Source organism: Paenibacillus terrae, from assembly GCF_000943545.1.
In the GTDB taxonomy this organism is placed as follows: Bacteria; Bacillota; Bacilli; order Paenibacillales; family Paenibacillaceae; genus Paenibacillus; species Paenibacillus terrae_A.
In genome coordinates this window covers 1-19,865 of the sequence record NZ_JTHP01000054.1, presented here as the reverse complement: position 1 = coordinate 19,865, position 19,865 = coordinate 1, and the positions used below count along the sequence as shown (strand labels likewise).

Genomic DNA, 19,865 nt, shown 5'->3' with positions numbered 1-19,865 from the left:
TTCAAATTAGCAATATATAGATCGAAACGGTTTAGTTCGTCTATATATTGTACTTTTGAGCGTTGGGAATCGAATGATGCAAAATGCTGATAGAGATAAGATATGCTGAAAAGGAGAGAATCATGGAGTTTTTTAAGGGGAAGCATTCACCAGACAGCAGGAAAGAAGATTCAAGCGTTGAAGACAAGCCTGCTGGAGCAGCAGGAAAAATAGCAATGTGGTGGAACGGACGGAGAAAATGGTTGAGCTGGATCGCAGGCGGTGTGGTGATTGCAGGCAGTCTTATTTTTGCTGGCAATCAATATGTCGGTGCCAATACGGTCCCTTATTATAAAGTGTATGTAAAGGGTGTTGAGGTTGGAAGTATTCTCAATGAGCAACAGCTAAAGCAACTGTATGCAACGAAGAGCAAGCAATATAAGGACAAGTATCCCGGTGTGGACATGGTGCTCAATACAAGCGCGGTAACGACAGGCATTGAAAAGGCGTATAAAGTGGATATTGATAGCGGAGCAACACTGAAGAAGCTGGACGGGATGCTGACCGCGTATGCCAAAGGAGTAGAAGTAAAGGTTAACGGCCAGACGGTCGGTATTGTAAAGGATAAAGCGACTGCACAAGCTGCTTTGAAGCAGGTGCAGAAGAAATACACACCTGCGGGTGAGGCCACAGCTCCAGGCATCAAGGGACTGGTTCGCAAAACATCCGTGGGCAGCAGTCATGCAAGTACCAGTAGCAAAGCCCCTAAAGCATGGCTGGAGTCTGCCAGTATTCGTGAGAAAATTGCATATGAGCCTGTAAAAGCGGACCCGAATAAGGTGCTGACAGAGGAAGAAGCGGTTAAAGCGCTGACTGAGGCGCGTGAGGCACCTGTAACTTATACGGTACAGGAAGGCGATTCCTTGTCGTCGATTGCGAATAAATTTAATATGACCGCTTGGGAGATTAAGCAGAACAACCCCGGCTCGCGTGAGCGGTATCTGCAAATCGGGGATGAACTGAAGCTCACGGCTCCAAAGGCTCCGGTTACGGTCCGGACGGTGGAGAAGGTCGTCGAGCAGATTGCCATTGAGCCTGAGATTGAGGTTCGCCAAAGTGATGAACTGAAAGCAGGAGTTACCAAGGTTGTCAGACCGGGACAAGCAGGGTTGAAGGAAATGGATTACCGTCTGACCAAGGAGAACGGCGAGGTCGTGCAAGAGGAATGGCTCGGTCAAAAGGTGTTGCAGCCGTCTGTTTCCGAGGTGGTTTTGAAAGGAACAAAGGTCGTAGGTGAAGGCTCGGGACAGTTCGCTTGGCCGGTGTCCGGCGCAACGATGTCGAGCAGCTTTGGCGCACGCTGGGGACGTATGCATGAGGGTGTCGATTTGGTTGGCAGTGCTGACATTCACGCATCGGATGAAGGTGTAGTTACATTTGCAGGTCAGCAGAATGGCTACGGCAATGTCATTATGATCGACCATCGTAACGGCTACCAGACGGTGTACGGGCATTTGAGCAGCATTGGCGTTCAAGTAGGACAAGTGGTTCAGCAAGGCGAGTCGATCGGAGTTATGGGTAACACGGGACGCTCAACAGGAACACATCTGCATTTTGAAATTCGTAAAGAGAATACGCCACGCAATCCAATGACGTATTTAAGATAGATGGATCGTTTATAACGATGAGTTATTGATGATTCATGAGGTTACGGGGGAAGGCCATGTTTTTCTGCATGCTTAACAGTAGTGCAGGCATGGCTTTTTTTGTGTAAGAAAAAGGGGCTGGACAAGTAATGGAATGGCGTGCGGGTATGGTAGAATAGAATAAGCAGCTTATGGACACTGACAAACGAAAGTTAATATATAACATGATCCGTAGGAAGAGGTGAGCGCTGTATGCAGGGAACGATTCTGGTGGTGGATGATGAACAGCCTATCGCTGATATTTTGAAATTTAATTTGGAAAAAGAGGGCTATCAGGTGATTTGCGCCTTCGATGGAATCAGCGCGGTGGATATCGCAGTCAAGCAGCAGCCTGACCTGATCTTGCTGGACCTGATGCTGCCTGGGATGGACGGCATGGACGTGTGCCGCGAGGTGCGCGGGCATCAGCTCCAGACGCCGATTATTATGCTGACCGCCAAAGATGGGGAAATCGACAAGGTGCTGGGGTTGGAGCTGGGCGCAGATGATTATGTGACGAAGCCGTTCAGCACACGGGAATTGCTGGCGCGGGTGAAGGCACAGATGCGCAGACAGCAGCGCGGCGGGGCAGGCACGTCGGAAAGCCGCTCGCAGGAAGAGAAGCAGGGGCTGCGCGTGGCTGACCTCTTTTTTGATACGGATATGTATACAGCTTACAAAAACGGTACACCGCTCGATCTGACGCACCGGGAGTATGAGCTTCTGTATTATATGGCTAAAAATGCCGGGAAGGTCATGACAAGGGAGCATTTGCTCCAGGCGGTGTGGGGCTTCGAATACTACGGGGATGTGCGGACGGTGGATGTGACGATCCGGCGGCTGCGCGAGAAGATTGAGGAAAACCCGAGCAAGCCGGAGACGATCCTGACGCGCCGTGGACTCGGATACATTATTAGCGGGGGCAAAGGTGGCCTGCGGGCATGAGATGGCTGTCTTTCTTTCGCACTATTCATGCGAAGCTGATCATTATTTATGTGCTATTGATTTTAGTGGCGATGCAGCTGATCGGGGTCTATTTTGTCAGCTCCATGAAGAACTCTTTGACGAGCAACTTTACACAGGACTTGCAGGCGCGGGCGGAAATGCTGTCCGTGCTGGCAGAGCAGGATCTGAACGGCAGTGACGGTAAAATGGAGGAAGACAGCGTGGAAAGTCTGCGCGCACGCGTGAATAATCTGTTTGATTTTAGCGGCGCAGAAATTCAGGTATTGGATGCCAGCGGCAAGGTGCTGATTACTTCTCAAGGCTCACACGCCGATTATGTCGGACGCAAAAATACGCAGACAGTGGTCAGCCGTGCACTCCAGGGTATCCGTGACAATGAGGAGTACATGGTGGACGAGGATAATGTCCGCAAGAAGGTCGTCGCCAAGCCCGTCATCAGCCAAGGCAAGATTGTCGGTGCGGTGTATATCGCCGCCTCGATGACGGAGTTGTACGATACGATGAAACGCATTAACAATGTATTTCTCTCGGGTATGCTCATTGCATTGGCGTTGACGGCTGTGTTGGGCGTGGTGCTGGCGCATACGATTACACACCCGATCAAGGTGATGACGCGTCATGCGACAGAGGTTGCCGAGGGCAAATTCGACCAGCAGATGCCTGTGTTTGGCGACGATGAGATCGGCAGGCTCAGTGTGGCCTTTAACTATATGACAGGTCGCTTGCGCGAGGCGTTGTCACAAAATGAAGAGGAGAAGGAAAAGCTCTCCTCCATCTTGACCAACATGAGTGACGGTGTGGTCGCTACAGATGACAATGGCCGGGTTATTCTGGTCAACCGCCGAGCCAGCGCGATGCTGGGCGTGAACGAGAACGAAATGACCGGCAGACATATCGCGGTGCTGCTCGGTATCGACCCGGAGGAAACCGAGGCCCTGTACAGCGGTTCTTCGGCTTCCACGCTCTTGCAGCTGGAGCCAGCGGGTCAGGACGAGCCGATCGTTATCCGCGTGACGTTCACGCCGATTCATCGGCGTGAATTCGGCATCACGGGAACGATTGCGGTGCTCCAGGACGTGACGGAGCAGGAGGAAATGGAGACGACACGTCGGGAGTTCGTAGCGAATGTATCGCATGAGCTGCGCACCCCGTTGACGACGATCCGCAGCTATGCCGAAGCGCTGGATGACGGGGCAATGGGTGAACCGCAGCTCGCGGAGCGTTTCGTAGGCGTAATCCGCAACGAGACGGAGCGTATGATCCGGTTAGTTACGGATTTACTGCATCTGTCGCGGCTGGATTCCAATGAAGCGCCCTTGCGGATGCAGCCTGCGGATGTGATGGAAATGCTGGACGAAGTCGCGGATCGATTTTCTTTTCAAATGAAGCAAAAGCATATCCGGTCTGGAATGTTCGTGGAGCAGGGGATCGGCAAGGTCGTGATTGACCGGGATCAAATTGAGCAGGTGTTGGACAATCTGATGTCCAATGCTTTGAAATATACACCGGAGGGCGGAAATATTCGGATTGAAGCTCGCCGCAATAGTGAGGGGATGCTGTCTATTTCGGTACAGGATACCGGGATAGGGATTCCCAAAAAGGATTTGGACCGGATTTTTGAACGGTTTTACCGTGTGGACAAGGCCAGATCGCGCAATATGGGCGGTACGGGATTAGGGCTGTCGATTGCCCGGGAAATTGTAAAGGCGCATGGAGGCCAGATTTTTCTGGAGTCAGAATATGGTCAAGGGACCTGCACAACCTTTACGCTCCCCATGTTGGGTGAAGGGAGGGAGGCACAGTGAAGGAACGTTTGAAATCATGGGCGCTTATTTTGCTGGTTGCTTCCAGCCTCGTACAGAGTTATTTTCTGATTTATCGTCTTCCGGGCAGTGATTCTGTACTTACTTCGGAGACGAACTATGTCAAAACCGAGAGCATGGGACAGGAGAAAAAGATTGAAAAGCTCGTGTTTCCCGATAAAATGCTGATTCATCAAGGGCAAAACAAGCATACCGTTTTTTATCCGGGCGTTGCTTTCTATGATTTGATTTTTACACGGCTGGAGAGCCGGAGCTTTAACAGTTTTCAACGTCGGAGTATCCAGTCGGCAGATTGGGCGCGGATTCGCAGCGAGAATGAGGGCATGGAATTATCCTTTTCAGGCGGTGTCCCGGTTTCATTACTGGAGCGAGTTATGCGTCTGACGCCGGATTCCGTGTTTCAGGGAGAGACGATTAACCGTATCTGGATCTATATAGATGAGAAAAATGCCAAGCCGCACGCTCTCTTTTTCAGTGCCAGAGGTGATGTGGTGTATGAGGCGAATCAGTTCGATATGACGGTGGAGGATATCCGGCAGCATGTGAATTTCGGTAAAAATGCCCCGTTGTACGAGCTGGTGGATAATCAGTACTATATTCCGGCAGATGACCTGGAGACGGTGCAGCCCGTGGTATATGCCGGGCTATTCACGACAGAGCAGATGCAGCGGAATTTGTTTTTCGATCCAGGGATTACGCGAAATATTCAGGAGAAGGACGGTTCCCAAATTTATACGGACAGCAAGCGCAGTCTGCAAATTAAGCAGGAGCAGCGTTGGATGAGCTATACCGATCCGAGTGCACCGGGGGCGGGCGGAAGCAGTTCGGTGAGGGATGTACTGGCGGCGGTTGATTTTGTGAATCAGCATGGCGGTTGGGATGCTTCGTATCAGTTGAAAATGAGAAGCAGCGACGAGAGCCGTACCAATGTGCTGTTCCAGCAGTATTACGGATCTTATCCGGTGCTGGATACGCCATCCTTCCGGTTTGGCACGATTTTGTTGGAAATCCAGCAGGAAACGGCATCCGTCTATGATCGTTCGCTGTTGTATCTCAAGGGCGGCGAACAATCCTCGAAGAAGGTTATGCTTCCGGGTGGCGAAACCCTGAAGAAGCAGCTGGAAGCTGTAGCTGAAGGAAAAACGATTAGAGATCTGACCCCTGTATATCAGCCGGAGCTGATCAATGATGGGTTAAAGCTCGTTCCCGAGTGGCGGGTTACGTTGGGCGACGGTTCTGTGGCAGAGATTCACGCTGTGGCAGTGACGGCGACAACATCGAGTACACCGCAAACGCAGCAATCTCAGGCGGTAAAGAAGTGACTGATTCAGATTTCGTGCTGCTCACACAGCATAGCACCAGCAAAGGGATAAAGCATGGCCAGGGTTATGACAGAAAGGGGGAACGGGAATGGATTGGAGCCGCGCCAAAAACGTACTGATCTGCACGTTTTTGCTGCTCAATGTAGTGCTGGGGCGCCAGTTGTGGAATGATGCGCAGGAAACGGCAGGGCCGAATTTGGATTTTACTTCATTGGATGAAAATACGCAGCGTTTAATGGAAGAGAAGAGCATTCAGGTGCTGGCTCCGATTCCCGGGGATACCCCGCAGCTGCCCAAGCTTTCCTACACGTATGTTCATAGTGGGAAAAAGGATGATCGCGTGCAACTGGTAAAGCCGGTAGACAGCAAGCTTGTATTCACTCACGATTCGCTGGTTGAGGCATTGCAGCCGCAAATCAGGGACATCGACAACTACCAGTATGATCCGCTGGATGTACAGGAGGAGCCGGCATCCGGACAGGCAGATGCTTTTGTGCTACACCCGTTGGTACAGGGAAAGTGGCCTTTATTTAATGTGAAGCTGGCCCTGTTTTACAGTAATCAGAAAATTACCGGATATCGCAAAATTCAGGTTGATCTCCAGCCCTCGGATGAAGCGAAGAAAATGCTGCCCGCATCCAAGGCGCTGGCAAGGTTGATTGACAGTTATTTGCCGCGTGATGCGATTGTGAAGGATATCCGGCTGGGTTATTACGGACAAACCTTTAATTCGGATAGCCAGGTGGCTGCGCCTGTATGGCGGTTTATGCTGGATAACGGGCAAGGCGTGTATTACGTGCAGATGAATGGAGATGTCATAAGTCCAAAGACAGAACAAACAGAAGGGTCTTGAACAAATATGGGGATTTCATTTACCGTGCTGTCGAGCGGTTCGACCGGCAACGCCACCGTTGTCCGGAACGAAGACACGACATTACTCATCGACGCAGGTCTCAGCGCGAAGCGTATTGATGAATTGCTAAAAGAACGCGATCTGAGCGGAGAAGAGTTGGATGGTATTTTGGTCACACATGAGCATTCCGATCATGTTAAAGGACTAGGCGCCATGGCGCGTAAATATAATTTACCTGTGTATGCGAATGAGAAGACGTGGTTTGCCATCAGCAATGCTGTTGGGCAGATTGCGGACGATAACCGCAGAATATTGGAGACAGGCGCAACACGCGAATTTGAATCGTTGCGCGTAGAGTCTTTTGGCATATCCCATGATGCGGCTGAGCCGGTAGGCTATAGCTTTTACGATGGGGCAGAGAAGCTCAGTGTAGCCACTGATCTCGGCTATGTCAGTGACAAGGTGAAGCAGGCTATTTCCGACGCAGACGTATTGGTATTGGAGTCTAATCATGATGTGGAAATGCTGCGCATGGGGCGTTATCCTTGGAACATCAAACGCCGTATTCTCAGTGATATCGGTCACTTATCCAATGAGATGGCGGGTGCGATTCTTAGCGAGCTGCTGACGGGACGGACGAAGCGAACGTATTTGGCACATTTGAGCCGCGACCACAATATGATGGAGCTGGCAAAGCTGACGGTGCGCGGGGCGATGGAGGACCGTGGCTGCTTTTACAAGGACAGTGAGTTCCGATTGTGCGATACGTATTATGATCGTCCTACACCGTGGGATAAGGTAAGTGAGCCATAAAGCTGTCCAGCTCGGCGGCTTTGCGTTCTACCTCTTCGCGGGTCACAATGCCTTTGTCCACCAGTAGCTCAATGAGTGTACTTAACGCCAGAGTGTTGCGGTAATGCTCGTTTTTCAGATCCGCAAGCTTGGCAGCCATACGAACTTCATCCATAGCTGAGCGATGTTGGTTCATCATACATTCCTCCTGTTAAAATATTTGAAAAATGGCGTGTGATCGGCTTGGTTTTGCCGGGTGCTGTGATACAATAAAGCTAACAACTGAAAGCTTTCTGAAAGAAAGCTCGTATCAGAAGCATAAGCTGTTACGAGCGAACGGGAACAGGCCAGAACGTCTCTATGAGACGATCATTTTGTAATAGAATAGAAGACTTGTTACTATTGTAGTCAAATGATTTGGAAATCATTCCTCCTTTTTCCTCTATTCGGAGTGGATTGCGGCGTGTATGCTGGTTAATGAGATCAGGGTGCTTAGGGAGGCCCCATTTGTGGTGATTAATAAGTAGGCTGAAATGATCTGCTGTTTCGGTCATGGGGGATATTCAATCCATTTTGGCGTTCAAACGGAGCGAGTCTCTGTAGCATAGGTTGGCGCAAGCCCGAATAGCCCTAATTTTTTAGTGAGTGTCGGTGCATGACAACGAAGGGGAGAGGATGAACATGGGCTTGTTTGATGACGATTTTTATTCAACGAGGGTATCCACGCGTGCGGCTAAAAAAAAGGCATTCAAGGCACGTCGCGGAGGACAGGAACGTTGGCGGCACAGGAACCGGAGCGTGAGTCCGGTGCAGGCTGCTGTCATTAGCGGTGCAGTCAGTGCGGTGGTTGCGGTGCTGCTGTTCAGCTTTATTACAGGTCTGCCCTCCACGACAGCAGTAACCGGAGCAAGTCATTATCCCATGCGCCAAGCGGCGGGTGACCCGTATGACCGGATTGTGCAGGCGGCAGCCAAGGTACGTCCGGCCGTCGTCAGCATCGTGAACCTGAAAGGGGAAGACGGTCATAGCACGGAGCCGTCGGCGCTTGGATCGGGTGTTATTTTCCGGATAACTTCCGGCAAAGCCTTCATTATGACTAACAATCATGTGATTGAAGGCTCGGATGATCTGGAGATTGTAACTGTGGATGGTGTCAAAAAAGAGGCGAAGCTGATCGGCAAGGACCGCATTAGCGATATCGCAGTGCTGGCGGTAGACGATAAGGGCATTAGCACAATAGCGGATATCGGTGATTCCAGTAAGCTTCGTCTGGGCGAGACCGTGATTGCCATTGGTAATCCGCTTGGCTTGGGTGATACGCTCACCTCCGGCATTGTGAGCTATACGAATCGGATCATTCCCATTTCCATTAATCAGGATGGCGTATATGACTGGGAACAGCATGTCATCCAGACCGATGCAGCGATTAATGAAGGAAACAGCGGCGGTGCGCTGGTCGATCTGGACGGACGTGTGATAGGCATCAATACGATGAAAATTGCCGATACCGGTGTTGAAGGACTCGGCTTCGCGATTCCGGCCAATGAGGTCATGAAGACGGTGAATGAACTAGTTGAGGATGGCAAGATTACCCGCCCTTATCTGGGAGTATACACGGTCGACCTTAATAATGAGTATGCTCCGCTGGATGAAACACAGCGCAAGGAACTCAAGTTGCCTGACACCGTAAAGGACGGGGCGGTTGTTCTGGAGGCGCACGGCCCTGCCGAGGAGGCAGGCTTGAAGCTGAACGATGTCATTACCGCGTTCGATAGTGAACCGATTAACTCGACGCTTGATTTGCGACGCTATTTGTACGATAACAAGAAGATTGGCGATGAGCTGAAAGTTATCTTTTACCGGGCAGGCAAGGAAGAATCCGTGACGTTGAAATTAACGGATAAGCCGGAAGGCTAAGGTTTAATGTATAGGCATAACTATAAAAAAGGCGTCCTCCGGCTCATTTTCCGGGAACGCCTTTTCAGTTTGTCAGTTGTATTTTAGGTTAGGATGCCGTTCCCGTCACACGGGTTCCGCTCTTGGTAATCTTGTATGTTACGACATCGCCGCTCCAGAAATGGAACTTCAGCGTGACTTCACCATCCTTCACACTGTTAAAAAATTCAGGCAGCAGCTTGATGCCATTCGCATCATACGCAGGGGCAAAGGTGTTGCCAAATTCCTTATACGGTGTCCAATCCTGCGGACCGGCATTGCCGCCATTGGTATAAACAGCTTCCATCGTGGCAAGCTGGCTGCCACGGAAGTCCGTTGGAATGGCAAAGGTTTGCGTAGTACCCTCGGTTGCGCTTAATTTTGGTGTATCATACACGACTACTTTAAAATTCCAGTCTGCTCCCTTATTAAACTTGGCGTTAATGACTGCATTCTCACCATATTTACCGGAGGTGGTTAGGCTGGTAAGCAAGCTGGCCTTCAAGGTTAATGTATCTCCGCTCAGTGTGTAGTCGGTGCCCTGTTTCAGTTGCTTGTTGTTGGCGCTTAGTGTGCTCAACTGATTGCCGTTCAGGTTTAAAGTGACCATGGCATCCTGAACGGAAGTGCCTTTCTTCAAGTGAATGAGGTCACTGACTGCATTGGAGGAACGTCCTTTTAAGCTGGATTTCATGACATTAAAGAGTTCAGGATCGGACCACTTGTATGTTGTGCGGTTAAAATGCTGGCCATTATCCCAGAGGATGCCTGTTAATTTTTTCTCTTTCATATAATAGGTCAAAAACTCAAAGAATTTCAGCTTTTCGCCTTGTTCAATAACGCCTGTATTTTTATCGAAGCCGAGCAGGCCGTATTCACCGACGATGACCGGGATACCCTTGGCTACAAATGTGTTATAGGCGTTATCAAAGGTTTGAATAATATCGTTTTTGGTATCCTTCTCAAATGTAGTATATCCGGCAATATTCACACTAAAAGGCCAATAGCCGTAATAGTGGACAGTCGCAATCAGGTTGGGATCGTTCAGCTTGGTTATCGTGTTGTACAGCTCGTTGATTTTGTTCTGGGCAGGTGAAGTATCCAAGCCGGGCAGAACAAGTGGGCGGGTTGCATTATTACCGCCAGAGGCGCGGACGATTTTGTGGAAGGAAACATTCAGTTCTTGGAGCATCTGGTTCATTTTCGCTTCATCCGTCGTTCCTCCTTCGGAGAAACGGGGTTCGTTAATGCTCTCGAACATCAGCTTGTTCGGCTGATCTTTAAAGCGATTGGCAATTTGTGTCCAAAGTGAGTTATAACGAGCCAGCACTTCGTCATGCTTGGGCTCCATACTGCTTACCCATAACCACGAATCATGATGGACATTGAGCATGACGTACAGATTGGCATCCAGTGCCCAGCGGACGACTTCTTCTACACGGTTCATGTAGGCAGCGTCAACGGTATAATTCGGTGCTGCTCCTATGTGTTTATCCCAGGTGACGGGAATACGAATGCTTTTGTATCCTTGGGCAGCAATTTGCTTGATCAGTGCCTGAGTAATGCGTGGATTGCCCCAGGCAGTCTCATCTGCCCCGACAGCATCCAGAGAATTTCCTAAATTCCATCCGGGCTGCATGGCTTCGACATACGATTGCATATTGCTTACTGCGGTGGCTTGTGGTGCTTGTCCGTCAGATTCAGCAGCGGTGGCAACGGACGCGAACGTGGATAACAACAGAGTAATGGCAAGGGTCAGCGACAGCAATGAAACGGGTCTTCGTTTGAACATAACAGGCAGGCCCCTTTACAAAGTTATTTTTGAAAGCGCTTTCCATTGAGATACTACCATACTATTCCATAATAGAATACCTATATAATTAGTGGAAAAATCATGCGATAATTAGTTATTTTGTGATTGTAAACGTTATGATTGCCAAAATGTAAGAATGAGTGTAAAATCTATGGCCCTACGCAGAAAGCAGAGCAGCATTGAATAGTAAATACAGGAGAAAGAAGGAGATGAATATGAACAAGTGGGACACGGAAGAGGCCATTCGGCGCTGGAATATGCATGCAGAGAATTTTACCGCGAGATACACTGAAGAAGGGGATCGCTCTCGCGAAGTGCTGTTGAATCCTGCATTACAAGAATGCATGGGCACCCTCGCGGGTAAAAAAGTGCTGGATGCCGGGTGTGGTGAAGGTTATCTGAGCCGTAAAATGGTCAGGGCGGGTGCACTGGTGGAAGGTGTCGATTATTCGCCGGAAATGCTGGAGCTTGCAAGAAAGCGGACACCGTCAGACTTGGGGATTACGTATCATCACGGTAATCTGGAGAAGCTGGAGATGTTCGGGGATCAGAGCTTTGACCAGATCGTATCCAATATGGTCATACAGGACTTGGAGGATTATGAGCAAGCGATTGCGGAAATGCGGCGGTTGCTGGTGCCAGGGGGCAGCTTTATTTTTTCTATATTGCATCCGTGCTTTCAGACGCCAGATAGTGGATGGGTGAAGGATGAGGCAGGGAAAAAGCTGCACTGGAAAGTAAATCGCTATTTCAGCGAAGGCGCATTGGAGCAAGATATGCCTTATGATCAGGAGGAAAAGCTTCTGTACTTCCACCGTACGCTGGGCAGCTACGTACAGGCTATTACTGGAGCAGGTCTACTGCTGGAAGCAATGATCGAACCGAAGCCGTCCGCAGAGATGCTGGAGCGATATCCCGATTTCCACGAGGACCTGAACGTCAGTCATTTTCTCATTTTTAAAACCAAGCGTCGGGGATAGGAATCAAGCCCTTTTCTTTCCGCGTCAAGTGTGGTAGAACAAAAGAAGGTGTTTGTAACAGACACCAAACAACTGGAAGAGCTTCATACGGAAAGGGATGCAACTGGGATGTACGTGGTATGTAAAGAGCATGTGGAACTGGCAATTGATATGTTCGTCGATGAATACGAGGATGCACCGGATGTCGTCGATCTCAAGGAAACGAAATTTTCGGATTGGGACCCTCCAGTGAAGTGCAAGGAATGTGAGCAGAAAGCGGAATTTTTAGTCGTCTAAAAAACAAGCACGGGCGTTTCGGGCAGAAACGTCCTTTTTGTATACTAGGATTTTGCAAAATCCTCATACATATAGCTATACTTATTCCCAACAGGTGCTGAGACAGGAGTGAACGATGGATGGACCCTTTGCTGCATTCACTGTTTCGTCCGATTCAGGTCAATGGAAGTGATTCTTCCACAACCTATATCGAAAAAAGGCCGTCTGCTCCGCTGAGAGCTTATGTCGCTTGCTATTGGGAGTCCGGTCCGGTTACTGGAGAGGTTTTGGAGGGGAATCTGGCGGCTTCGTGTGAAAACGCAGCCTCATTAGGCTGGCTGGAGGAGGAAGCGATGGAGCGGGTATTGCCTGACGGCTGTACGGATATTCTATTAAAATACAACCCGGTGAGTAAGCGTCAGGATATCTCGTACTGCGGGACGTTTACACATCCGTTCGTGTCTGCCAGACAAGCAGGTACCGAGACACGCATGTTTGCTGTGCGATTTTTTCCGGGCGGGGCACATTATTTTCACGGCATGCCAACTCATCTGTTTACAGGTGGACACTTCCGCCTGGAAGATATCTGGCCCGAAAGCATCGCGGTCATAGGTGAGCGTATTCTGGAGGCACAGGATTTTAATGAACGAGTGCGCATAATGGATGAGTATCTAAACCAGCTTTTGCTGCGCCAAGGGACGAACGATTGTGATCTGATGAAAAATCTGCTGCATCGTATTTTTGTAAGTAGTGGGAGTATGAGTGTTAAAGAGCTAGCAGAGCGCGAAGCGATCAGTGAAAGACAGATCAACCGCAAGTTCGGGCAATGGATCGGGATCAGCCCCAAAAAATTCAGTGAAGTCGTCCGCTTCCAGAGCGTTCTGCAAAGTATTCAAAGCGGTAACCCTCTGGATTGGACGGAACTTGCGTTGGAGCACAGCTTTTTCGATCAGGCCCACCTGATTCGTGATTTTCGCAGGTTCTATGGAGACTCTCCGCTTACTGCCGCAAAGGATTTTCGCAGGTTGTCCGATTTCTACAATACACGTCCTGAGGCTTCCGTTATACTCAAAACATGAAGAAGAATGACAAAGGAGAGATGAGAACATGAGTGGAACGCTGCAAATTCGGGAACATCTGCTGAATGAGCTGGAGACTGGAGTACGAACAGGTGAAGCCCTGATCCGCAAAATACGTCCAGAGGATTGGAGCTTTCGTCCACAGGACAATTTCCGCTCACTTTTGGAGCTAGTGCATCATTTTGTACTCATTCCTGCTTCGGATCTTGCCATTATGCATCAAGAGAAGTCCGAGGAAGAAGTAGGGAATATTGAAAACAGCCTGTCCGAGGTAGACGATCCCGAACGCTTGGCTGCAAGTTTCAGAGAGAATTTCGAGGCGTATAAGGCTTACATTCTTTCGCTTAGCGAAGAGGATTATCTGAATCGTTCGACCAAAGCTTTTTATATGGAGCATGGACATTTGCAGGTCCAATGGCAGATTGAGACCATGACACACGTGTTCCATCACCGTTCGCAAATATATAATTATTTGAAGCAGTTGGGGCATGAAGTGAGCTTTTTTATGTTGTATGCTTGAGTATTTTTTAAAGACTTATGGAGGGCACCTGTGCGGTGCCTTTTTTTGTTGTATTCAAGGCTTTTTAGGGTGGAATGACTTACTCGAACGCGCGCGAAACCTCTTTATTAACTCGTCTGAGAATCCCGATTTGCCCTTCATTCAATCTGCTGGTCAACGCAACAAATTCATCTACCGCCTCTTGCCGAATAGTTTCGTCTTTAGTCATATGTTCTTTGGAAAACATTAACTCACTGATAGACACGTTTAAGGCAGTTAACACTTTCTCCAAGGTATCAATCGAAAAGTTTCTTTCGCCACGCTCTACCGATCCGATATATGCATCATCTAATTCTGAAAGTTCCGCAAGTTGTTGCTGTGTTAATCCCTTAGCCTTCCGAATCGTTCTAATTCTTTCTCCAACCGAATTCCGTAATTTTGTCATATTAACCACCTCATAACAAGCTTATGGAAGATGAAGTGTAAAAGTCAGGTAGAAGAGAATTGCTCAATTCTTTTTTTGTTGTAACTCAACTAAACCAACAATATTTTTTGTTATAGTAGTAAGAATTTCGAGCTCTGTTGTTTCTCTTGAATTTATGAGTACCATAAGTTCATTTATGATTTGTTTTCGATCCGAAGTTTCATCGAATTGGAAAAGTTCAAAGGGTGGAACCTTTAACGCTAAAATTATTTTTTCCAACGTCTCCAATGAAATATTTCGATCTCCACGTTCTACTCCACCAATATAACTGTAATGAAGTCCTGCTGCTTCTGCCAGTTGTTCCTGTGTCCATCCTTTAGCTTTTCTTAGCTCCCGTATCCGATTTCCGACGCTTTCTGGTAAACTCATGTAATCACCTCCACTTAAGGTTAGAAGAGGATAGAATATCGTTACAGACCATCTTATACAAAATAAAATTATTTAAAAAAGTACTTATAAGTACTTTTTATATTGACCTTGGTTCTCATTTTCTATACAATTGGTTGTAAATGGAAATGAAAGGAGGGACTTTTCTTGAGAACTTCTATCCTAAAATCACTCAAACCGGACATCATTGTTGAAATGTTGGGGATGGCTGTGGCTTTTGAGAATTGGAAAAAGGTGATGGAGACGGCAGATATTTTGTACCAATGTGTTCAGCGCATCTACGAAGAACGGCAGTATCATAAAGCAATGGAATTACCTATTCCGCATGTCAATTTAGAACGTCCGTTGGTATATTATTTTGGGCTCAGTCACCTGATGTGTGGAATGGCTCACCAGAACCTGGGTGCATATGAGCAGGCAAGGGATTGCATCTATAAGTATGCTGAGTTGGGTTGGATGGAGGATTTAGAGGGAGAAGGTCTACTGGTTGTCGATGAATTCAGGTTTTTAGCCAAAACTAATTTATATGCAGTAGATATTTTGTCTGGAAATATAGAGTTGCTCGAGGAATACGTGGCCTTTTTACAGGATAATCTAGAGGAAATATTACCGGGGCTAAATACCATATTACAGGCAGCGCTTATGTATCATTTGGATGTGGCAGATATTTTACATACGTTTGCAGAGCAGATTGATGAATTCGAGAGTTATGAAGACGCAGAGAACATATCTTACTATTATAGCTACTGCTTTCATTTGGCTTTGTACTATCGGAAGTACGATAGATTACGGGAAGCAGTGGGACTTACCGTGCAGGCGATGCATATAGCGAATCAGTTAGGTAACGATTGTAATTTTAAGAGATGTACAGCATTGTTCGAATCACTACGTGAGTCTGCGACAGCTGAACAAATCAGCGAATATCGAAAGGTGCTAATGCAGTGTCTTGATGAATACGAAACGGGTAGTCATACATTTTGAAGATAGTAAATGAATGATTGGATATGCTCTGAATAGAGAATATGCTCGTAGCGGAGAGGAAATAGATAGGTAAGAGGCGTATCTGGTGCTAAAATAGCTATGTTAAAGTATCTTTTCATGTTAGGAACGGTAAATACGTTTTTACATTATCATTCGACATAGATAGGGGTAGGGATTTGTTTATTCAGCTTATAGGTGTTGGCAAGTTAAAAGAGAAGTATTTGGTCATGGGAATTCAGGAATACGCTAAACGGCTGGGACCATACATCAAGTTTCAAATGATCGAAGTAGCCGATGAAAAGGCTCCTGACACACTGAGCGAAGCGGAGGTTCGACAGGTCAAGGAGCGAGAGGGAGAGCGTATCCTTGCTCATGTGAAAAGCGAAGCACACGTCATTGTACTCGCCATCGACGGCAAACTCTGGAGCTCGGAAGAACTCGCAGAGGAATTAGACAAGCTCGGTACCTACGGTACAAGCCATGTCGTCTTCGTCATTGGCGGCAGTCATGGTCTCTCTGACGAAGTCCTCCGCCGTGCTCAGCAGAAGCTAAGCTTCGGAAGGATGACTTTGCCTCATCAACTAATGCGGCTGGTGCTGGTGGAACAGATTTACCGAGCGGTGAAGATCAATCGAGGTGAACCGTATCATAAATAGTGGTAAAGCAAAGGGTGGAGATAATTTTAACTGCAGTGGATATTTATTAGCAAGTAGAGGGAACTATAAAGTGCTTAGATAGTTCAATGTTGTATTCAATATGTTTACTTAAAATTATTGATCGTCAATGATTCATTGACTTTTTAGTTGCACTGAGCATATACTTAATAATATAAAACCAAGGGGATGTGTAAAAATGAAAACAATCTTCGAGCAAATAGGAGAGAAGGTTGCTAGTTGGCTTGAATCGCAAGGTGAGACGCAGTCTTTTTTTGCAGAGAGAATGGGCATCTCTAAACAAGTGATGAGTAAAATAGTCAATGGAAAAAAGGCAATTAATATTGATGAAATTACAAAAATAGCAAGTATCATTGGAGTAACGGTGGATGAACTTGTAAGACCAAAGGAAATACCACAAGTGATTCAAGAACCGATTTTGTTCATGATTGGAAAATTAGAAAACGAAAACACAAAAGAAGGACTTCAGTTTCTAAATCATGTAATGAATGAGATGATTGAACTAGAAGAAATTCTTCATTTGAAATAAGGAGGCAGTATGAGAGAATTTCCTTCTTTAAGTCCAAAGGAATTTGATGAAATTGAAGCAAAAGTTCGGGCTAAGCTTGGAGAAAAGTTAAAAACACACAGGGTGTTGAGAGAAGAAGTATTAGAATTAATCCAACAGGAAGCAACCTTGCTTAAATACCCTATAAAAGATAATGAGTTATGTGCTTTTGTTTGCAAGAAAAAAGACAGGGTTTTCGTCTATATAAACACATTTATTCCTAGAGAAAAACAAGTGTTTGCAGCAGCTCATGAATTATATCATATCTGGTATGATCAGGATAAGCTAAATCAAACTGAATTATTACACGATCAGGTGTTAGAGAATTACACCGAGGATGTTAATGAGTTAAAAGCTAATCTATTTGCAGCTCTTTTACTTGTCCCTACAGAGGTTTTATCTAACGAAATAAAATCTCGTGGAATACAAAAAGATTCTTTAAAGATTGAAGATATAGTTAGGTTAATGGCTTTGTTTTATGTGCCATTTAAGACTATTGTGAGGCGTTTGTTTGAAATTGAATTTATCGATGAGAAGAAGATGCGTGAATTCTTGACTGTACCAGATCGGGACTCACAGGCGGGTGTAATTCTAGTTAGAAAGAGGTTACAGTTAAACGATTCTACACAAGACAGAACAAACGAGGTTTTTTTTGAAAATCTGGTTGAGAATGCGATTTCAGCGTATAATGAAGAAATCATTAATGAACAAAAACTTCGGAATATTCTATCTCTAGTAAATCAATCTCCTGAATCAATGCAGATTATTGAACTAGGAACAGAAGGCGACTGGGATAGTATTATGGGGGATTACGACGGGGATGACTGATTGGATTTGGGAAGAAGCGATACTAGACACAGATTTCGCTCTTAAACTAGGGAAAGTCCAAAAGTTTAATGCAATAGAGAAATACATCCCCCTATTAGTAAAAAAACTATATATTCATCGTTACGTATACGAGAATGAAATCTTAATGCCGAAAAGAACGAAAGATCAAATCGACAAATTAATAGAGAACGATAATGCTGTTATTGTGGATGCTGAAGTTCTACGACACGACGTTTATAAACCTATGATTTATCTTCAAACGATACAGCACTTGGAGAAGCTTGATCCCGAGACAAGAACTGGCGGAAAAAACTGGGGGGAAATTGTCTCAACTGCCTACGCTTTTGCAAGTGGAATTCCATATATACTTTCGGATGAACGAGAACTTCAAGAGTTGTTAGATAAAGAACTGAATAGTGGGACTGATAAAGATATTATAGTGGTTCGTCTTAGAGACTTTATTGTGGGTATGAAGGAAAAAGGTTTATCAAGAAAAGAAGCATACGCAATGTGGTGTTTTGCACATCAGGACGAAAGAGACAAAATAAAGATGGAAAAAGCAAAGATTGCTTTTCAAAATGATATTTGGTGTTTGTAGTTTTAAGCGACTATGTATTTAAGTCGTTTTTTTTGTATTTACCATGAAGTAAAGCTGAACCGTATCACAAATAGTGGTAAAGCGGCGGCATGAAATATCTATTGATATAAAGATGTTTAAGGGCGTATTTTCCATTTTTCCAAATATGGTGTAGTCTATGGCTATTAGCATGAGAAAGGCGAGGTCAGACCACTAAGCTTCTTTTTCCAAATGGATAAGTATTTTCAATGAAGGATTATTGCCTTAATGCATAGAATTATCAATCATTAGGCAGGCGAATAAACTTATGAAGAGAAACTAATTAGCATAGAGGTGATATGTTTGAAAATTGATTTACAAGGACGCATAAAAAATATTAATCTACCTGCATATACACCGCTGATTCCTCTTTTCGAAGCGATTGTAAATTCTATTCAAGCAGTTGAGGCGACTGGGGAAGATTTAAGGAATAACTTTATTCGTATTCAAGTCCTAAGAGATACTAGGCAAGCAGCTATGGACTTCCAAGAGAATTCCAATATACATCCAATCTCGGGCTTTGTAGTTACCGATTCTGGAATAGGGTTTAATGAAGATAATTTTAATTCTTTTAGAACTTCAGATTCTACTTATAAAAGCATTATTGGTGGAAAAGGGGTCGGGAGATTAACTTGGCTAAAAGCATTCGATACAGTTGAAATTGAAAGTTCATTTTCTGATATTGTTGAACTTAAGGGGCGAGCATTTTCTTTTACTATTGAAGATGGTGTTACACAAGTAGAAGATATACACTTAACAAATGAAACAAAACGATCTACGACAGTAAAACTTTTAGATTATAAAACTCCATATTCCAATAAAGCACCTAAATCCCTTAGTATTATAGCAAATAGAATCGTAGAACATTGTCTCTCTTTCTTTATTCTAAATAAGTGTCCCAACATTATGTTGTTTGATGATACAGATTCTATTAATCTTAATGAACATTTTAAAAATCATGTGGATCACAATGTTACATCAGACACATTCGAAATCAATGGGCTTCACTTTAATATTAAGCATATAAAGCTGTTGTTTGCAAAAGATCATAAAGTATATCTTTGTGCTAATAATCGTGTTGTTCGTGACGAAAAAATCACTAACCAAATTTCTGGTTTGCCAAAAAAAATAATTACTGAAGATGGAGAGGTTGTTCTATATACAGCGTATGTTACAAGTGATTTCTTTGATAGAAATGTAAATGCTGAAAGAACAGATTTTATTGATTACAAAAATGACGATCCAAGTCTGCTCGCTGAAGATATTTCTTGGAGTAGTATTTTTCAAAATATTTATATAAAGGCTTCGGAATATTTATCCGAATACTTAGTGTCAATTCAGCAGGAAAAGATTGAAAAAATTAATCA

21 protein-coding genes are annotated in these 19,865 nt (G+C 45.8%); 17 read left to right on the top strand and 4 right to left on the bottom strand.

Features of this window, described 5'->3' with window-relative positions; genetic code table 11:
* Positions 1-122 precede the first annotated feature (122 nt).
* From QD47_RS21900 to QD47_RS21875, 6 genes are all read left to right on the top strand, one after another.
* A complete protein-coding gene (locus tag QD47_RS21900; RefSeq protein ID WP_044648120.1) occupies positions 123-1,646 on the top strand; it encodes a peptidoglycan DD-metalloendopeptidase family protein in 1,524 nt (507 codons plus the stop codon).
* Between the two features lie 231 nt (positions 1,647-1,877).
* Positions 1,878-2,609: a response regulator YycF gene (gene yycF, locus QD47_RS21895; RefSeq protein WP_014278963.1), complete on the top strand. Its 732-nt coding sequence runs from the start codon at positions 1,878-1,880 to the stop codon at positions 2,607-2,609.
* The gene (gene walK, locus QD47_RS21890; protein WP_044648119.1) at positions 2,606-4,435 is read left to right on the top strand and encodes a cell wall metabolism sensor histidine kinase WalK; all 1,830 of its coding nucleotides are present in this window, start codon (positions 2,606-2,608) and stop codon (positions 4,433-4,435) included. The genes yycF and walK overlap by 4 nt, the downstream gene beginning before the upstream one ends.
* Positions 4,432-5,775: a YycH family regulatory protein gene (locus tag QD47_RS21885; RefSeq protein WP_044648118.1), complete on the top strand. Its 1,344-nt coding sequence runs from the start codon at positions 4,432-4,434 to the stop codon at positions 5,773-5,775. The genes walK and QD47_RS21885 overlap by 4 nt, the downstream gene beginning before the upstream one ends.
* Positions 5,776-5,863: 88 nt before the next feature.
* Positions 5,864-6,628, top strand: coding sequence for a two-component system regulatory protein YycI (gene yycI / locus QD47_RS21880; RefSeq protein ID WP_044648117.1), 765 nt, complete (start codon positions 5,864-5,866; stop codon positions 6,626-6,628).
* 6 nt (positions 6,629-6,634) lie between these two features.
* Positions 6,635-7,441, top strand: coding sequence for an MBL fold metallo-hydrolase (locus QD47_RS21875; RefSeq protein ID WP_014278959.1), 807 nt, complete (start codon positions 6,635-6,637; stop codon positions 7,439-7,441).
* Here QD47_RS21875 and QD47_RS21870 read toward each other — a convergent pair.
* Positions 7,410-7,616 carry a hypothetical protein gene (locus tag QD47_RS21870; RefSeq protein ID WP_044648116.1) on the bottom strand — a complete coding sequence of 69 codons (207 nt, stop codon included), beginning with the start codon at positions 7,614-7,616 and terminating at the stop codon, positions 7,410-7,412. The genes QD47_RS21875 and QD47_RS21870 overlap by 32 nt on opposite strands.
* 485 nt (positions 7,617-8,101) lie before the next feature.
* Between QD47_RS21870 and QD47_RS21865 the strand changes: the two genes are divergently transcribed.
* Positions 8,102-9,337 (top strand): S1C family serine protease, encoded by a 1,236-nt coding sequence (locus QD47_RS21865; protein ID WP_044648115.1) that lies wholly within the window; start codon positions 8,102-8,104, stop codon positions 9,335-9,337.
* An 88-nt stretch (positions 9,338-9,425) separates the two neighbouring features.
* Here the strand turns inward: QD47_RS21865 and QD47_RS21860 are convergent, their stop codons facing one another.
* Positions 9,426-11,147, bottom strand: coding sequence for a cellulase family glycosylhydrolase (locus tag QD47_RS21860; protein WP_044648114.1), 1,722 nt, complete (start codon positions 11,145-11,147; stop codon positions 9,426-9,428).
* A 236-nt stretch (positions 11,148-11,383) separates the two neighbouring features.
* Between QD47_RS21860 and QD47_RS21855 the strand changes: the two genes are divergently transcribed.
* The 4 genes from QD47_RS21855 (at position 11,384) to QD47_RS21840 (ending at position 14,002) form a co-directional block, all read left to right on the top strand.
* Positions 11,384-12,148, top strand: coding sequence for a class I SAM-dependent methyltransferase (locus QD47_RS21855; protein ID WP_044648143.1), 765 nt, complete (start codon positions 11,384-11,386; stop codon positions 12,146-12,148).
* Positions 12,149-12,256: 108 nt separating this feature from the next.
* Positions 12,257-12,424, top strand: a complete 168-nt coding sequence (locus QD47_RS21850) for a CxxH/CxxC protein (RefSeq protein ID WP_081750721.1) — start codon at positions 12,257-12,259, stop codon at positions 12,422-12,424.
* Positions 12,425-12,543: 119 nt separating this feature from the next.
* Entirely contained in the window at positions 12,544-13,482 is a 939-nt protein-coding gene (locus QD47_RS21845; RefSeq protein ID WP_044648112.1) for a helix-turn-helix domain-containing protein, read from the top strand.
* Positions 13,483-13,510: 28 nt separating this feature from the next.
* Positions 13,511-14,002 carry a DinB family protein gene (locus QD47_RS21840; protein ID WP_044648111.1) on the top strand — a complete coding sequence of 164 codons (492 nt, stop codon included), beginning with the start codon at positions 13,511-13,513 and terminating at the stop codon, positions 14,000-14,002.
* A 79-nt stretch (positions 14,003-14,081) separates the two neighbouring features.
* Here the strand turns inward: QD47_RS21840 and QD47_RS21835 are convergent, their stop codons facing one another.
* Together QD47_RS21835 and QD47_RS21830 are read right to left on the bottom strand one after the other, a co-directional pair.
* Positions 14,082-14,426, bottom strand: a complete 345-nt coding sequence (locus QD47_RS21835; protein WP_044648110.1) for a helix-turn-helix domain-containing protein — start codon at positions 14,424-14,426, stop codon at positions 14,082-14,084.
* Between the two features lie 63 nt (positions 14,427-14,489).
* The gene (locus QD47_RS21830) at positions 14,490-14,834 is read right to left on the bottom strand and encodes a helix-turn-helix domain-containing protein (protein ID WP_044648109.1); all 345 of its coding nucleotides are present in this window, start codon (positions 14,832-14,834) and stop codon (positions 14,490-14,492) included.
* Between the two features lie 165 nt (positions 14,835-14,999).
* Here QD47_RS21830 and QD47_RS21825 point away from each other — a divergent pair, with 165 nt between their 5' ends.
* The 6 genes from QD47_RS21825 to QD47_RS21800 all read left to right on the top strand — a co-directional run.
* Positions 15,000-15,833 (top strand): hypothetical protein, encoded by an 834-nt coding sequence (locus QD47_RS21825; RefSeq protein WP_052646871.1) that lies wholly within the window; start codon positions 15,000-15,002, stop codon positions 15,831-15,833.
* Positions 15,834-16,009: 176 nt separating this feature from the next.
* Positions 16,010-16,489 (top strand): 23S rRNA (pseudouridine(1915)-N(3))-methyltransferase RlmH, encoded by a 480-nt coding sequence (rlmH, locus tag QD47_RS21820; protein ID WP_013312768.1) that lies wholly within the window; start codon positions 16,010-16,012, stop codon positions 16,487-16,489.
* A 196-nt stretch (positions 16,490-16,685) separates the two neighbouring features.
* Positions 16,686-17,036 carry a helix-turn-helix domain-containing protein gene (locus QD47_RS21815; RefSeq protein ID WP_044648108.1) on the top strand — a complete coding sequence of 117 codons (351 nt, stop codon included), beginning with the start codon at positions 16,686-16,688 and terminating at the stop codon, positions 17,034-17,036.
* Positions 17,037-17,045: 9 nt separating this feature from the next.
* Positions 17,046-17,882, top strand: coding sequence for an ImmA/IrrE family metallo-endopeptidase (locus QD47_RS21810; RefSeq protein ID WP_044648107.1), 837 nt, complete (start codon positions 17,046-17,048; stop codon positions 17,880-17,882).
* Positions 17,875-18,480 carry a hypothetical protein gene (locus QD47_RS21805; RefSeq protein WP_044648106.1) on the top strand — a complete coding sequence of 202 codons (606 nt, stop codon included), beginning with the start codon at positions 17,875-17,877 and terminating at the stop codon, positions 18,478-18,480. The genes QD47_RS21810 and QD47_RS21805 overlap by 8 nt, the downstream gene beginning before the upstream one ends.
* Positions 18,481-18,801: 321 nt before the next feature.
* The coding region (locus QD47_RS21800) for an ATP-binding protein (RefSeq protein WP_044648105.1) at positions 18,802-19,865 on the top strand (1,064 nt) is incomplete at its 3' end.